This is a genomic window from Streptomyces sp. NPDC031064, assembly GCF_055570965.1.
Genome location: NZ_JBVIGF010000001.1, coordinates 810,934 through 826,051 on the forward strand (window position 1 = coordinate 810,934; position 15,118 = coordinate 826,051).

Annotated in this window: 12 protein-coding genes; 3 read left to right on the plus strand and 9 right to left on the minus strand. The window is 73.5% G+C overall.

Annotation, left to right across the window (positions count from 1 at the left end; translation table 11 throughout):
- The first annotated feature begins 101 nt into the window (after window positions 1-101).
- Window positions 102-1,163, plus strand: coding sequence for an AI-2E family transporter (locus ACZ46W_RS03440; protein ID WP_468330583.1), 1,062 nt, complete (start codon window positions 102-104; stop codon window positions 1,161-1,163).
- Here the strand turns inward: ACZ46W_RS03440 and ACZ46W_RS03445 are convergent.
- From ACZ46W_RS03445 to ACZ46W_RS03465, 5 genes are all read right to left on the minus strand, one after another.
- Entirely contained in the window at window positions 1,140-3,020 is a 1,881-nt protein-coding gene (locus tag ACZ46W_RS03445) for a CocE/NonD family hydrolase (protein ID WP_468332425.1), read from the minus strand. The genes ACZ46W_RS03440 and ACZ46W_RS03445 overlap by 24 nt on opposite strands.
- Before the next feature lie 111 nt (window positions 3,021-3,131).
- A complete protein-coding gene (locus ACZ46W_RS03450) occupies window positions 3,132-4,064 on the minus strand; it encodes a S66 peptidase family protein (protein ID WP_468330586.1) in 933 nt (310 codons plus the stop codon).
- Window positions 4,061-6,043: a prolyl oligopeptidase family serine peptidase gene (locus ACZ46W_RS03455; protein ID WP_468330589.1), complete on the minus strand. Its 1,983-nt coding sequence runs from the start codon at window positions 6,041-6,043 to the stop codon at window positions 4,061-4,063. The genes ACZ46W_RS03450 and ACZ46W_RS03455 overlap by 4 nt, the downstream gene beginning before the upstream one ends.
- A 16-nt stretch (window positions 6,044-6,059) precedes the next feature.
- Window positions 6,060-7,397: a M20/M25/M40 family metallo-hydrolase gene (locus ACZ46W_RS03460; protein WP_468330592.1), complete on the minus strand. Its 1,338-nt coding sequence runs from the start codon at window positions 7,395-7,397 to the stop codon at window positions 6,060-6,062.
- A complete protein-coding gene (locus ACZ46W_RS03465; RefSeq protein WP_468330595.1) occupies window positions 7,390-8,223 on the minus strand; it encodes a M55 family metallopeptidase in 834 nt (277 codons plus the stop codon). Before ACZ46W_RS03465 ends, ACZ46W_RS03460 begins: the two co-directional genes overlap by 8 nt.
- 164 nt (window positions 8,224-8,387) lie before the next feature.
- Between ACZ46W_RS03465 and ACZ46W_RS03470 the strand changes: the two genes are divergently transcribed.
- Window positions 8,388-9,131: a 2OG-Fe dioxygenase family protein gene (locus ACZ46W_RS03470; RefSeq protein WP_468330598.1), complete on the plus strand. Its 744-nt coding sequence runs from the start codon at window positions 8,388-8,390 to the stop codon at window positions 9,129-9,131.
- Here ACZ46W_RS03470 and ACZ46W_RS03475 read toward each other — a convergent pair.
- The gene (locus tag ACZ46W_RS03475; RefSeq protein WP_468330601.1) at window positions 9,118-10,254 is read right to left on the minus strand and encodes a carboxylate-amine ligase; all 1,137 of its coding nucleotides are present in this window, start codon (window positions 10,252-10,254) and stop codon (window positions 9,118-9,120) included. The two genes, ACZ46W_RS03470 and ACZ46W_RS03475, sit on opposite strands and share 14 nt — an antisense overlap.
- Before the next feature lie 37 nt (window positions 10,255-10,291).
- Window positions 10,292-10,819, minus strand: coding sequence for a hypothetical protein (locus ACZ46W_RS03480; protein WP_468330604.1), 528 nt, complete (start codon window positions 10,817-10,819; stop codon window positions 10,292-10,294).
- A gap of 178 nt (window positions 10,820-10,997) precedes the next feature.
- Here ACZ46W_RS03480 and ACZ46W_RS03485 point away from each other — a divergent pair, with 178 nt between their 5' ends.
- Window positions 10,998-11,561 carry a hemerythrin domain-containing protein gene (locus ACZ46W_RS03485; protein ID WP_468330607.1) on the plus strand — a complete coding sequence of 188 codons (564 nt, stop codon included), beginning with the start codon at window positions 10,998-11,000 and terminating at the stop codon, window positions 11,559-11,561.
- A gap of 319 nt (window positions 11,562-11,880) precedes the next feature.
- On the opposite strand, the gene ACZ46W_RS03490 is transcribed toward ACZ46W_RS03485, so the two are convergent.
- Together ACZ46W_RS03490 and ACZ46W_RS03495 are read right to left on the minus strand one after the other, a co-directional pair.
- Entirely contained in the window at window positions 11,881-12,612 is a 732-nt protein-coding gene (locus tag ACZ46W_RS03490) for a class I SAM-dependent methyltransferase (RefSeq protein WP_468330610.1), read from the minus strand.
- Window positions 12,609-15,068, minus strand: a complete 2,460-nt coding sequence (locus ACZ46W_RS03495) for an ATP-binding SpoIIE family protein phosphatase (protein ID WP_468330613.1) — start codon at window positions 15,066-15,068, stop codon at window positions 12,609-12,611. Before ACZ46W_RS03495 ends, ACZ46W_RS03490 begins: the two co-directional genes overlap by 4 nt.
- Window positions 15,069-15,118: the final 50 nt, after the last annotated feature.

The window sequence follows — 15,118 nt, forward strand, 5'->3', positions numbered from 1 at the left end:
TTCTCGGACGTGCCACCGGCCGGCTCCGGTCCGGCCCCCGCCCGGGCGAACGTTCGCCCGGGCGCGTGGCGCGGCCGCCTCCCGGTGGTACCTCGCTGGGCATGGAGCCCCAGGTGTCCCCGTTCCTCCGCCGGGCCGCGGCGCACGCCTGGCGGCTGCTGGTCGTCGGCGCGGTGGTGTACGCCGTGTTCGCCGTGCTGGGCCGGTTCCACGAGATCGGGGTGGCCCTCTTCCTGGGGCTGGTCATCACGGCGATGCTGCGGCCGGTCGCCGACGTCGTGGCCCGCGGCCTGCCCCGGGGGCTCGCCGTCGCCGTCACGCTGATCGGCGGGATCGCGCTGGTGCTGGGGGCGCTGGTACTGGTCGGGGAGGCCGTGGCGGGCGAGACGACGACGCTGGTCCGGGAGTTCCGGGATGGCGTGGACCGCATCGAGGAGTGGCTGGAGGACCCGCCGTTCCGGCTCAACCCGGACGTGCTGTCCGACCTGCACTCCCGGGTCGCCCAGTTCCTCTCCAGCCACCGCTCGGCGCTGCTCAGCAAAGCGGTCAGCGGCGCGACCGAAGCGGTGCACGTGCTCACCGCCGTCGCCCTCGGCCTGTTCGCCTCGGTGTTCTTCATCCACTCGGGCGACCGGCAGTGGGCGTGGTTCTGCGCGCAACTGCCGGAAGGGTCGCGGTCGCGGTGGGCTGTCGCGGGGCTGGCGGCCTGGCGCACGTTCACCGGCTACACGCGCGGGATCGTGCTCGTGGCCGCGACCAACGCGATCCTGGTCGGCCTGGCGCTGTACTTCCTCGGAGTGCCGCTGGCCGTACCGCTGGCGCTCCTGGAGTTCTTCGCCGCGTTCGTGCCCCTGATCGGCTCACCGGTCGCCCTGGCGGTGGCGGCGGTGGTCGCCCTGGCGGCGAAGGGACCGCTCACGGCGGCCATCGTGATCGCGCTGATCGTGATCATCGGTCAGATCGAGGGGCATCTGCTCCATCCGCTGGTCATGAGCTGGGCGGTCCGGCTCCACCCGCTGGTGGTGGCGGTCTCGGTGGTCGGGGGCGCCATCGCGGCGGGCGTGGTCGGAGCGGTGGTCTCGGTGCCGCTGGTGTCGGTGGTGTGGTCGGTGTACACGACGCTGCGCGAGGCCCACCGGTCACCGGCCGTGGGCGCCCCCTGAGGCCGGTACGCCGATGACGGGCAGCCGGAGCGCACCCGTGTCCCCGGGGGAACTGGTGATGGTCACCGGCTTGATGCCGCGGTTGCCGAGGTACGCGGTGTCGCTCGCGGCGATCACGAACCGGAGGCGGTGGCCCGCCTCGTACCGGTGCACGATGCCGGGCAGTTCCACGGTGAACGGCCGGGTGACGTCCGGTACGCGCACGGGCGCGACGAGCCGGTTGACCAGCGTCTGCGTGCCGTCGGGCGCCACGTCGTACACCTTGGCGAAGAGCACCAGCTTGTCGGCGGCGTCCCCGGAGTGCTGCACCCGCTCGGCCGCCGGGGAGCTGACGCGGAGGGCGGCCCTGGGGGCGCCGACCACGTCGAGGGGGGCCTTCAAGGGCTCGCTGGTCCAGCCGAGGAAGGTGCCGGGCGTGTCGTAGGGCTGGGGGTCGGCGAGGCCGATCAGCCCGGCGAGCGAGGACTCGGAGTGGCTGGTCGGGAGCGGCAGATTGCGGTAGTGGCGCGCGCCGCGCGCCACCTTGGCGCGGTTGTCGACGAGCTTGCCGTCGCCGGACAGGTACAGCGTGCGCGACAGCGGCGGCACGGCGCCGGCGGTGCCGTAGCCGGTCTGCCAGTCGCGGTAGTAGGCGAAGGCGGGACCGGTGTCCGTGCCCGTCCTCTTGTGCAGGTGGCGGTCGAACCAGGCGAGGACGCGCCGGCCGACGTAGCTCGTCTCCAGGTTGCCCCGGCCGAGGTCGAGTTCGCCGCTCGCGGGGTCGGTGAGCCCGCCGCTGTGGCCCCATGACTGCCAGATCATCTTGGTCTCGGTGCCCCGCGCCTTGAGCTGCTCGTAACTGGCCTGTGCCTCGTTGAGGTTGAACAGGCTGTCGGCCTGCCCCTGGATGAGGAGCGTCGGCGCCTTGACCTTGCCGAGGTACGAGACCGGGGACACGCTGCGGGCGAAGTCGAGCATCTCCCGCGTCTTCGCGGCCGGGTAGCGGCCGGAGTTGAGCAGCCGGACGGTTTCGCAGGCGCGGGTGACGAAGTGCAGACAGTCCAGGCGGTTGATCCGGGTGGGGTCGAGGCTCGGCACGAGCAGCGGCTGCCCCTCCCCGATCAGGTAGAAGCCGTTGGCCCACTGCCATTTGAACGCGCCGGGCACGTCGCGCGAGGCGTTGTTGGGGTCCAGCGAGTACGCCAGGTCGTGCCAGGTGATCATGGGTATGAGGGCGTCGACGCGGTGGTCGACGGCGGCCGTGGCGAGCTGGACGGCCCCGCCGTACGAGCCGCCGATCATGCCCACGCGCGGGTCGCCGTGGCCGTCGGTGGTGACGAAGTCGGCCTTGGTGCCGTCGTCGGCGGCCCGCTCGCCGCCGAGGAAGTCCAGCAGCCGGGACGCCGCCGTGCCGTCGATGCGCGGGTCGTCGAGGGAGATCAGGCAGCCCGACTTGCCGAACCCGAGCCCCGAGTAGACGAGGGTGACATAGCCGCGTTCGGCGAACGCCTTGCCGATGGCGGCGGTTGATCCGTCGGACTTGCTCCCGCCGAACCCGTTCGTGGCCAGCACGGCGGGCGCCGGGTGCCCGGAGTCGACCCCGGTGGGCCGGTACAGGTCGGCGTCCACGGCGCAGGTGCGTCCCCCCGCCTCGACCGTGAACGTCAGTGGCGTGACGGTGAACGGACCCTCCGCCCTGGTCGCCGCCGCCTCCACCGCCTCCGCCTCCGCCGCCGCCGACGTCGGCACGGCCACGGCGAGCGGCGCTGCCGTGGCGAGCGGCGCGACGAGCGCGGCACCGGCCGCGAGAACGAGGGACTTCCGAAGCCGGGGCAGGGCGCGCGACGACACGGGGACCTCCACGGTGAGGTGGCACATACCGACCGGTAAGTACCGGGCCGCGCTCATGGTGTGACACGTGTCAGATCCACGTCAACGGTTGTGCGGGGGTTTCTTGACGCGCATTCAACCAACAGGCGGGGCGCGCCGTCAGCGCAGTGCGGGCTCGTCCAGGGTGAGCGTGCCGGCGTCCGCGTCCAGGGTGGCGGGGACGCCGAGGGGCACCGTCAGGTTGGTCGGGCCGTGGCCGAAGCCCAGTTGCTCGACCACCGGTACGCCGAGGGGCGCCAACCGGTCCAGGAGAGTGGCCCGGACCTCGGGGTAGGGACCGCACTCCTCCCACGAGCCGAGCGCGATGCCCGAGACACCGTCCAGCCAGTCGGCGCGAAGGAGCTGGGTGAGGATGCGGTCCAGTCGGTACGCCTCCTCGCCGGTGTCCTCCAGCAGGAGCAGGCCGCCGCGCGCGGACGGGCGGCCGTGCGGCGTGGCGAGGTCGGCGGCGAGCAGGGCCAGGCAGCCGCCCAGGGTGACGCCCCGCGCCCGGCCGGGCACCATGGGCCGGGCGCTGTCCAGCCCCAGGGTGCGCACCGTCTCGGGGTCGAACAGCGTGGCCCGCAGCGACTCCTGGGTGGCCGCGTCCTTGAGGAACGTGAGCACCCCCGCCATCGGACCGTGCAGCGTGGCCAGCCCCATCCGTACGGCGAACGCCTCGTGCAGCGCCGTCACATCGCTGTAGCCGACGAACACCTTGGGCCCCGCCGCCCGCATCGCCGTCCAGTCGAGCAGATCGGCCATGCGGTGCGCGCCATAACCGCCCCGCGCGCAGAGCACCGCGGAGACGGACGGGTCGCACCACGCCGCCGTCAGGTCGCGGGCGCGGTCCTCGTCGTCGCCCGCGAGGTACGGCAACTCCGGGTGCACGTCCAGGGCGTGCGGCATCACCACGGCATCGAGTCCCCAGCCGCGCAGGATGTCCACGCCCGCCCGGAGGCGGTCCTCGGGCACCGGGCCGCTGGGGGACACGATGGCGACCCGGTCCCCCGGCCGCAGTCGCGAGGGCCGTTCCAGCGGCGTGGCCGTCACTTCTTCAGCTCCAGCAGCGGGACGTCGGAGCGGGTGATCCCGAAGACCTGTACGTACAGGGAGAGTTCCGCCTCCAGGGCGCGCACCACGCTGTCGGCCCGCCGGAATCCGTGCCCCTCCCCCTCGAAGGCGATGTACGCGTGCGGGATGCCGCGCCCGGCCATCGCCGCCAGGAACCGCTCGCTCTGGGCGGGCGGGCAGATCACGTCGTCGAGCCCCTGGAGCAGCAGGAACGGCGAGGCGATGCGCTCCACCTGGGAGATGGGCGCGCGCTCCCGGTAGCGGCCGGGGACGTCCGCGAGCGGCCCGATCAGGGACTCCAGGTAGCGCGACTCGAAGTCGTGCGTCTCGTCCGCCCATCCGGTCAGGTCGAGCACCGGATAGAGCAGCGTGCCGCAGGCGTAGACGTCGGTGGCGGCCAGCGACGCCGCGGCGGTCCAGCCACCCGCGCTGCCGCCCCGGATGGCGAGGCGGGCCGGGTCGGCGGTGCCCTCGGCGGCGAGCGCCTCCGCGACGGCGGCGCAGTCCTCGACGTCGACGACGCCCCACTGCTCCCGCAGCCGGTCGCGGTAGGAACGGCCGTACCCAGTGGAGCCGCCGTAGTTGACCTCCGCGACACCGATCCCGCGCGAGGTGAAGTAGGCGATCGCCAGGTCGAGGACGAGCGGGGCGTGCCCGGTGGGCCCGCCGTGCGCCCACACCACGTAGGGCGGCAGTTCATCGTCGGGGGCGATCCGGTCGGGGTTGTGCGGCGGGTAGATGTGGGCGTGGATCTCGCGGTTGTCCGGGCCGGTGAACGTGCGGATCTGCGGCTCCGGGTAGTACGCCGGGTCGACGGAGTCGGCGTGGGCGGAGCCGATGACCCGGGTGCGGCCGGTGCACGTGTCCAGTTCCACGACCTCGTAGCCGCTGCGCGGGCTGGCCGCCACACCGATGACGCGCGTGCCGTGCCCGGCGAGCGTGGAGGCCCATTCCGTCCACGGCCCGGGGGCGTCGACCACCTCACCGGTCTCGGGATCGAGTATGCCGAGGCTGGTGGCGCCCCTGCCGTGGATGACGGCGATCGTCCCGTCGCCCAGCGGCTGGAACCACTTCTGACCGATCTTCCACAGCGGCCCGCCGAACTCCTCGGCCCGCCCCGTGCACAGCCCGGCCTCCCCCGCGCCCGGCCTCATCCGCCGCAGCTCCCACCAGCCGCAGGCGTCGGAGACGAACAGCAGCGAGCCGTCCGGTGCCCAGTCGACCTGGCAGACCGACTCCTCGGTCCCCCCGGCGACCGCCCGCACGCCGGTGAACGGCCCGCCGTCCGTGACGTCGCCGGTCATCACCTCCGTGCCGTCCCACGGCATCCGCGGGTGGTCCCACGCGAGCCACGCGGCCCGTGTGCCGTCCGGTGAGAGCCGTGGCCCGGTGACGAACCGGTGCCGGCCGTCGGTCAGCTCCCGCACGGCGCCCCGGTCCTCGGCCGCCGACCCGTCGAGCGGTACGGCCGCGATGACCCGCCGTACGTCACCGGGTCCCGGGCCGGTGAACTCCTCCAGGACGCACCACACTTCGCCCTGGTCCAGGTGGATGACGGGGTCCACCCAGCGCAGTCCGCCGCCCACGCCGGACACCGGGGTGAGCGGCTGCGGGTCGCCGTCGCCGTCCGGCTCGTACGCGTACAGCCGCTGGTCGGGGAAGTGACTGAAGACGACGAGCGGTCCGGCGGCCCCCTGTCGTACCGCCCCGGCCCACGGCTGCCCGCCGTACTCGACGACCCTGCTGCGTACGTTCCACGGGGCGGGCAGCACCGGCGCCTCGGTGCCGTCCGGGTGCCTGCGCACCAGGGCGCGTCTGCCGCCCTCGGCGGGCCTCGGCTCGGTCCACCACACCTCGTCGCCCACCACGCCGACGTACTCGGGGCGCCCCTCGTGCGCGGCGGCGAGGTGCGCGTCGATCGGTGACGGCCAGGTTCCGTAAGCCCCCGTGGGTACCATGCCGGATGCTCCCCCTCTATGCGGTCTGGAGATAGTGGTCGAGGACGCGGACTCCGAAGTGCAGCGCCGCGATCGGGACGCGCTCGTCGACGCCGTGGAAGAGCGCCTGGTAGTCGAAGCCGACCGGCAGCCGCAGTGGCGCGAAGCCGTAGCCGACGATGCCGAGCCGGGCGAAGTGCTTGGCGTCGGTACCGCCGGACATGCAGAACGGCACCACGTGCGCGTCCGGCTCGAAGTGCTCCAGGGCCGCACGCAGCTTGGCGTACGTCGGTGAGTCGACCGGCGCCTGGAGGGGGATCTCCTGGTGCTGGAACTCCCACTCGACGTCCGGCCCGGTGAGCATGTCCATCGTCTCGGCGAACTCCAGGTCCCCGCCGGGCAGCACGCGTCCGTCGATGTGGGCGGTGGCGCTCCCCGGGATCACATTGACCTTGTAACCGGCGTGCAGCATGGTCGGGTTGGAGCTGTTGCGGATGGTCGGCTCGACCAGGGCGGCGGCGTGGCCGAGCTTCGCCAGCAGGATGTCGGCGTCGAAGTCGTCGGCGTCCAAGTCGGGGTGGAGGCCGTACAACGCGCAGAGTTCGGTGAGGGCGGCACGCACCGTCGGGGTGAGGCGCACCGGCCACTGGTGGTTGCCGATGCGGGCGACGGCCTCGGCGAGCCGGCTGACCGCGTTGGACCGGTTGACCTTGGAGCCGTGGCCCGCCCTGCCCTCCGCGGTGAGCTTGAGCCAGGCGGTGCCGCGCTCCCCCGCCCCGATCGGATAGATCTCCAGGTCGGGTCCGGCGTGGAAGGTGTAGGCCCCGGACTCGCCGATGCCCTCCGTGCAGCCGTCGAAGAGCTCCCGGTGGCGGCGTACGAGGAAGGCGGCGCCGTCGGCGGCGCTGGCCTCCTCGTCTGCCGTGTACGCGATGACGATGTCGCGCCGGGGCCGGATGCCGTGGCGGGCCCACTCCCGGACGACCGCCAGGACCATGGCGTCCATGTTCTTCATGTCGACGGCGCCCCGGCCCCAGACCAGCCCGTCGCGGACCTCACCGGAGAAGGGGTGCACGTCCCAGTCACCGGGGTCGGCCGGCACCACGTCCAGATGGCCGTGGACGAGGAGCGCTTCGGCGGACGGGTCGGTGCCCTCGATCCTCGCCACCACGTTGCTCCGGCCGGGGGTGCGCTCCAGGAGGGCCGGCTCCAGCCCGGCCTCGGCGAGCTTCTCGGCGACGTACTCGGCGGCGGGCCGCTCCCGGCAGTCGCCGTTGCCGCGGTTGGTGGTGTCGATCCGGATGAGCTCGGAGGTGAAGGTCACCACCTCGTCGAGAGCCTGGGAATCCGTGTCGAAGGGCGTCACGTCAGCCATACTGCTCCTCCACTGCGGCCGAGACGATCGTGGTGACCGCCTTGAAGGCGCGAATGGCCTCGTACATCGTCTCGCTGGTGTACGCGACGCGCCGTTCCCCGCTGATGGCCACGCCCGGGACGACGGTGGCGGCAGCCGCGAGGTGCTCCGCGTCGAACTCCAGCTCCACGGTGAACGGCCCGCCGCGCACCGGTTCGTACCGTACGGCGAGAGCGGTCGCGTCCTTGGCTGCGGCGCGGATGTCGGCGGCCGTCCGGGTGGGGGTGCGGCACACCGCCGCGTACCGCGACACGTGGTCCTTGACGGCGACCTTGCGGGCCTCCGGGGCGTACGCGAGGGCGTCCTCGCAGGTCAGGTCGTCGCCGGTGACGAGGATGACGGGGACGCCGTACTCGGCGACGACATGGGCGTTGAGCATGCCCTCGCTCGCCCTCACGCCGTTGAGCCAGACGCCGGTGATGGAGTTGGCGAGATAGGTGTGCGCGAGGACCCCTTCGCTGCCCGCGCCCGTGTGGTACCCGACGAACGCGATGCCGTCCACGTCGCCGTGCTGGACGCCTTCCACCATGGAGAGGGACTTGTGCCGGCCGGTGAGCATCTCGGCGCGCCCGTCCAGTTGTTCGAGCAGCAGATTGCGCATGCTCCAGTGCGCTTCATTGATGAGGACCTCATCGGCGCCGCCGTCGAAGAAGCCCAGCACTGCCGCGTTCACATCGGAGGTGAACATGGACCGGCACCGCTCCCACTGGGGGGTTCCGGGCAGCACGTCGGCCGGCCAGGTCACACCGGTGGCGCCTTCCATGTCGGCGCTGACAAGGATCTTCATGCCTCGAAACCGTACGCGGTCCCGCCCCGCCTGCCCAGGCCTGTGGATAACTGTCGGCCGGGCGCCGGACGGCCACGTGCGGACGGAGCGCCGGCCGGGTGCCGGACGCGGACCGCGGCCGGACGCCGGATGCGGAAGACGGCTCGCCACCCGAACATGGACGCATGGACGACGTGGCCAAGGAGAGGACCGCGGAGCACACCGCCCCGGTCGCCGCGGCCCGCCAGGCACTGGTGTCGGCGGGCGCGTACGTGATGTCACCGGCGGCCGTCTCGGAGTGCCTCGGGACCGACGAGCACGGCTGGGCCTGCTTCGCCACCCACTGGGAGGACCTGGCCCCGGACGAGTACGCGGCCGAGCGGGGAACGCGCCGGCTGCGCCGTTACGGGCACTTCTCCCTCACCCGCACCGGAGAACTGACGCCGCTGCCGCACGTCGCCTTCGTACAGCCCGAGCAGTCCAACCCGCTGTACGTCGACGTGGACCGGCACTTCGAGCCCCTGACCGACGCCTTCGTGGCCGATCCGCTCCTGACGCCGCTGCTGCGGATGCTGGGCGACGTGGCGGCCTGTCTGGACGACGCGGCCGAATGGAGCGTGAAGGTCCACCCGTTCCGGGTGGTCGCCTCGGCCGACAGCCAGGGCGCGCCCACCCCGGAGGGCAGGCACCGCGACGGCGTCACGCTGGTGACGTCGCTGCTGATCGGCAGGGAGAACGCCACCGGCGGCGAGAGCACGGTGTACGACCCCGACGGCCGTGAGCTGCTGACCTGCACGCTCAGCGAGCCGGGCACGCTGCTCCTGGGCGACGACCGCGCCACCCTGCACGGCGTGTCGCCGATCCACCCGCTCGACGCCGGCAGGCCCGCCCACCGGGACGTCCTGGTGACCACGCTCAGGGCACGCTGACGCAGTCGGTGGCGCGCACCAGGGCGTCCACCACCCCGGCCGGGCCCGCCGCGCCCCGGGCCCAGGCGCGCTGCCGTTCCGCGCCGGTCCCCCGGGCCGCGAGCCGCCGCAGGAACGCCGACACCTCCCCCATGTCCCCGTACGCCTCCAGCACCGGCCGCACATGCCGCACGAGCCGCTCCGCCTGCTCGGGCGCGGGCAGGACGCGTCCGTTCAGGGCGTCCACGCCGCTGCCGGGCCAGCCGTCCCGGGCGGCCCGCCAGTACGCGGCGCGCAGCAGTTCGCCGCTGGTGCGCGGGCCCGGGTCGCCGCGTACGGCCTCGTTCGCCGCCGTGACGACGAGCGCCCTGATCAGTACCGTCAGGGCCACCGTGTCGTCGATGTCCGCCAGGACGTCCATGGAGCGGACCTCCAGCGTCGGCAGGCGCGGGTTGGGCCGGACGTCCCAGAACGGCATGCCGGGTTCCAGCATCGCCTCCGCCTCGGCCATGGCGGTGGCGAGCCGCTCGTGGTGGGCGAGCGACTCGGCGTACGGCGGCGGCCCCAGGCACGGGAAGCGGCTCCTGATCACGGACCGCCAGCTCGCGTAGCCGGTGTCGAGGCCCTCGTGGAACGGTGAGTTCGCGCTCATCGCCACCAGGAGCGGCAGCCAGGGCCGGAGGTGGTTGCCCACCAGGACGGCGAGTTCCCGGTCGGGCAGGTGCACATGGACGTGGAAGGCGCTGACGGCGAAGTCGTCGAGCATGGCGCGGTACTGGTCGGCCCCGGCGCGGTAGCGCGGGTGGTCGCCGATGTCCGCCCGGCGGGAAACGCCCAGGACCGGCGTGCCGGACGCGCACAGGCCAAGGCCCTCCGCCCGGGCCGCCGCCACGGCCGCCGCCCGCACCCGCGTCAGTTCCTTGCGCAGCTCTTCCGCGCCGGGGCACGGCGGCGTCTTCCCCTCGATCTGGTACTCGGTGAACTCACCGGAGACGCGGTCCCCGACCATCGAGGAGGCCCGTGCCACCACCCGGGCGCCGGCGGGTTCCACGGCGCGCGTCATGGGGTGGACGAGGAAGTACTCCTCCTCCACTCCGAGCGTGGGCGCGTGGGTCGCCCACGTGTTGTTCTCCCAACCGTTCACCGCTTCAGCATCACGCGTCGGGGCGGCTCTGTCTCGTTCAGCCCGCGAGCCGGTTCCCGAGCCGGTGGAGGAGCTGTTCCCGGTGCAGCTCCGCTATCGGGGCGAGCAGGTCCGGGTGGCGCAGCAGCGGGGCGGCCCGCCGGTCGTGCTCGTCGGGGTCGACCAGCCGCCGGAACTCCACCGGCGCCCCCTCCAGGTGCGGGGACCCGGCGAGGGCCTCCATGGCGGCCGAGGCGAGCCCGGGTGTACTGAGCAGGGACGCCGCCCAGCTCGCGACGACCTCGTCGACCCAGGTCCGCCACGCGTCCGGCTCCTCGGCACCGGCTTCGGTTGCGTCCGCGCCGGTGACCCCGTCGAGCCGGGCCGAACCGCCGGGCCCCGCCACGGCGACCAGGGCGGCGTCCATCGCGGTCGGGTAGCGCAGCCAGGCCGCGACCGTGACGGCCTGCCGCGCCTGTGCCTCGGCCCGGGCGTGGTCGAGCGCGCCGCCGCCCGGCGGGTAGGCGCGCGTCAGCCACTGCGCGGTCGCCGCTATGAGCGGGGAGAGCGAGAAGTCTGCGGGCACGGCTGATCCATCCGAATTCACGGGGGTGAGGGGACGGAAACCGTACCGCCGGAATTCCGGGGAGGAAATGACGCACCTCACGTGGAACGACACGCTGAGCCGACGGCAATACGCGGGGGACGGACCCGGCGGCGTTTCATTGGGGAAATCCGGAAATACCGCGCGAAGGAGCGTCGGCATGGCACACGGTGGAGACGTCGTCACAGAGTTGACCAATGACCACGAGGAGGTGGAGGAGCTCTTCACCACCATCGAGGAACTGCCGCCCGGTGACAGCCGGCGCAAGCAGTACGCCGACCAGGTCACCATCGAGCTGGTCCGCCACTCCGTCGCGGAGGAGGCCTACCTCTACCCGGCGGTGCGCCGGCACGTGCCGGGCGGTGACGCGCTCGCCGAGAAGGAGCTGGCCGATCATGCGGCCGCCGAGCGCGTCATGAAGGAGCTGGAGGGCTGCGAGGCGGGGCATCCGCAGTTCGACGTGCTGATGAACAAGCTGATGACGGAGATCCGGTCGCACATCACCGATGAGGAGAACAACCTCTTCCCGCGCCTGCGTGAGGCGTGCTCCGCCGAGATGCTCGACGACCTCGGGGAAAAGGTCCGCCAGGCGAAGCGGACGGCCCCGACCCGCCCGCACCCCTCCGCCCCCGACAAACCCCCGGCCAACAAGCTCCTCGCCCCCGGCACCGGCCTCGTCGACCGCCTTCGCGACGCGATGACGGGCCGCGGCAAGAGCTCCTGACGCGCTCCGCCCCAAGGACCGCCGGAGCTACGGGGCGGAGAGCGGCCGGGCCCCGATGGGGGCGAGCGGTGGGCGAGGGCGAGGCCCTCGGCAGGGCGGGGCCTCTGCGCTGGCTTCAGGCTCGCCGGGCGGGGCCTCTGCGGGGGCCGGAGAGGCCCGGCGAGGCGTGGGGCCTCGGCCTGAGTCCCGGGCCCGGCGGCGGAAGGTGACCCGGGTCGGGCCTCGCCGACCGGTGGCGGTGCCTCGGGTCGGATACGTCGCCGGGGGCGGCCGCCCGTGGCGGGGCGGGGGTGCCTCGCAGGGTCAGGGCATCGGCGTGTCAGGTGTCGCGGGCCACGACGAGCCAGAGGGACGGTAGGTCGATGGGGGTGCCGTCCGGAGTGTGTTCGGTTGTGGTCAGGGGCATCCGGCCCGAGGCGAGGACGTGGAGGCCGGCGGCACGGAAGTACTCCGGTACGTCGGCGTCCACGACGGTGGCCGGTGCGATCCCGTGGCGGAGTACCGGCTCCAGTTTCGGGGGCGGGCCCGCCGGGCCGCTGGCCAGGCCGTGGAGGGCCGTTCCAGCCGCCTCGGCGAGCTCCACGACGAACGCCCGGCCCCGCTCGCCCACGAGCGTCGCGATGGCGGTGGCCAGGGCCTGCCGGTCCTGCGGCTCGCTCTGGTGGAGCACCCCGCGCATGTAGACGTTGGCGTCGCCCAGCTCGGCGTGCAGCTCCCGCACGGCCGCCGGGTCGACGGCGTCGAGCACCCGGAACCGCGCGGCGGCGCCTGCCCGGCCGTCCCGCCGGCGGGCGTGCCCGATCGCCGCGGTGGCCACGTCGAGGCCCACCACGCGCGCGTACCGGCCCGCGAGGAAGAGGGTCTGGGTGCCGTTGCCGCACCCGAGGTCGACCAGGGGCAGGCCCGGCGCCGTCAGGTGGGGCTCGAAGAGCTCCAGGTGGCGGTCGGCCGCCAGCGCGGGGGCGGCGTCCCAGATGACGGCCCCCTCCTCGCCGGGCGCCTCCCTCCAGAAGCCCTCCCAGGCGTCCTTGTAGCGACGGGTCACGCTCACGGCCTCTTCCCCTCCCTCGGCAGCGGCAGCTCGAACCACACCGACGTCCCGTCGCCCGCCCTGCTCACACCCCACTCCCCGGCCAGGGCGCTCACCACCCGCAGACCGCGCCCGCTCTCGTCGGCGGGCCGCGCGCCGAACGGCGTCGGCAGGGTGTGCCCGTCGTCCGTGACCTCGCACAGCAGGACGTCCGTCCGGACCAGCCGCACCTCGATCCGGCGCGCGCCTTCCGCGTGCCGTACCGCGTTGGTGACGAGCTCGCTGACGAGCAGCCGCGCGGTGTCCGCCTGCTCGCCCAGGCCCCACCCGGCCAGCCGCTCCCCCACCAGCCGGCGTGCCCGCCCGACCTCGCAGGGCTCCGGGACCAGCTCCCAGCGGGCGACGTCCCCGGCGTCGATGCCGTTCAGCCGGGCCATCAGCAGGGCGACGTCGTCCTTGCGCCCGCCCCGGGCACCCAGCGCCCTGATGATGGCGTCACAGGCGTCGTCCATGGAGGCGGCCGGGTGGGCGGCCGACTCGCACAGCGCGGCGAGGCCCACGCCGATGTCCTCGCCCCGGACCTCGACCAGCCCGTCCGTGCACATCACGAGCCGGTCGCCGGGCGAGACCGGCACTCGTACGGTCTCGAACGGAACCCCTCCGACGCCGATCGGGGCGCCCGTCGGCAGGTCGAGCAGGTCGCTGCGCCCGTCCTCGGCGCGGACGATCACCGGCGGCACATGTCCCGCGTTCGCCATCAACAGCTCGCCGGGGACCGGGTCGTAGACGGCGTACAGGCAGGTCGCCAGGTAGTGCTCGCCGAGCCGCTGTGCCAGGTCGTCGAGGTTGCGCAGCAGTCGGGCGGGCGGCAGGTCGAGCCCGGCCATGGTCTGTACGGCCGTCCTCAACTGGCCCATCATGGCGGCCGTGTTCAAGCCGTGTCCCATGACGTCCCCGACGACGAGGGCCGTGCGCGAGCCGGGGAGCTCGACGGCGTCGAACCAGTCGCCGCCGACCCGGCCGAGCTGGGTGCCCGGCAGGTAGCGCGTGGCGGTGTCACAGCCGGCCATGCGCGGGGGGACCCGGGGCAGCATCGAGTCCTGGAGCAGCTCCGCGACGCTCTCCTGGTACCGGTACATACGGGCGTTGTCGAGGACGAGCCCGGCACGCGCGGCCAGCTCCGCGCCCGTCACCCGGTCCATGTCGTTGAACAGGGCCCGCCCGGGGTGACGCAGCAGGATCATGAACCCCAGCACCACGCTGCGCGCCTTCAGCGGCACGACCAGCATGGACCGCCCGATGACCAGCGGACGGATGTCACGCTTGTCGAACTGCGAGGCGATGGCCGTGCCCAGCTCCTCGCCGATCCTCGGTACGAGGACGGGCTCGCCGGTCGTCATGCACCGGAAGAACGGGGTGTGCTCGGGGACCTGCATGGCCTCGCCGACCGGTACGACGTCCTCCCACCGCCCCGGTTCGTCGACGTGCTCGACGGCGACCCGGTACCACCAGGTGGTGGCGTCCGGCGCGCCGTCCGGGAAGTCCTCCCCTGCGACGACCTGTTCCCGCAGATAGGTGCCGGCGAAGTCGCCGAAACGGGGTACGACCGCCTCGCTGACCTCCTGGATCGTACGGGCGAGGTCGAGGGAGGAGCCGATGCGGCCGCTGACCTCGTTGAGGAACTCCAGCCGCTCGCGCACGGCGGCGCGTTCAAGGTCCTGCTCCGCCTTCCGTTCCGGGTCCGGCCCCCGGCTCTCGCCCGGGCCCCGGTCCACGCCGCCCGGGGCCGACGCCGTCCCGGCTCCTCCGGTGGCACGCGCGCGTGCGGCGCGTTCCGCGCGCCGGGGTACGCCCCAGTCGGGGGTGACGGGCACGCGTGCGTGGTGGCTGAATTCGAGGATCGGATAACCCAGTTCGAGGACCTGGGACACGATCCGCGCTGACTGCCGGACGTTCATGTTCGGCAGGATCTCGGGGAGCCGACGGGCCAGCTCGTCGGAGCCGGGGAAGTCGGTGTGCAGGGCGAAGCCGGGCGCGATGCGCTCCACGTGCTCCTGACCGGCCGGGTCGCCACGGAGCCGGGCGGCGTCCGCCGCCAGGACGAGCAGCCGTTCGGGACCGGGGCCGACCAGCGGGTAGGCCCACCACAGGACGTCGGTGCGCTCCTGCCCCGGTTCGGAGAGCCGGGCGCGGCCGGCCGTCGGGTAGGAGGTGTGCCCGCCCAGGGAGGCGTCCAGCGCCGGGCCGGGGCTGTCGTCGGTCCCGTACACCCGGTCCAGGGCGCCGGAGACGGGGAGCAGTTCGGCGGCGGGCTGGCCCACGGCGGTCTCCTTGGCGTGGCCGAAGAGTCTGCGCGCGCCGGTCGACCAGTGGGACACCAGGCCGCCACCGTCCACGACGACCACGGCAAGCGGAACCCGGCCCGCTGTTCCTGCCGCGTTCGTCGCGGCCCTCGGCCGCGGAACGCCACTGTCCATCGTTGGAAGGCTCCTTCCCCGCGCGCGCTGCGGACCCGCGGCCGTGTTCC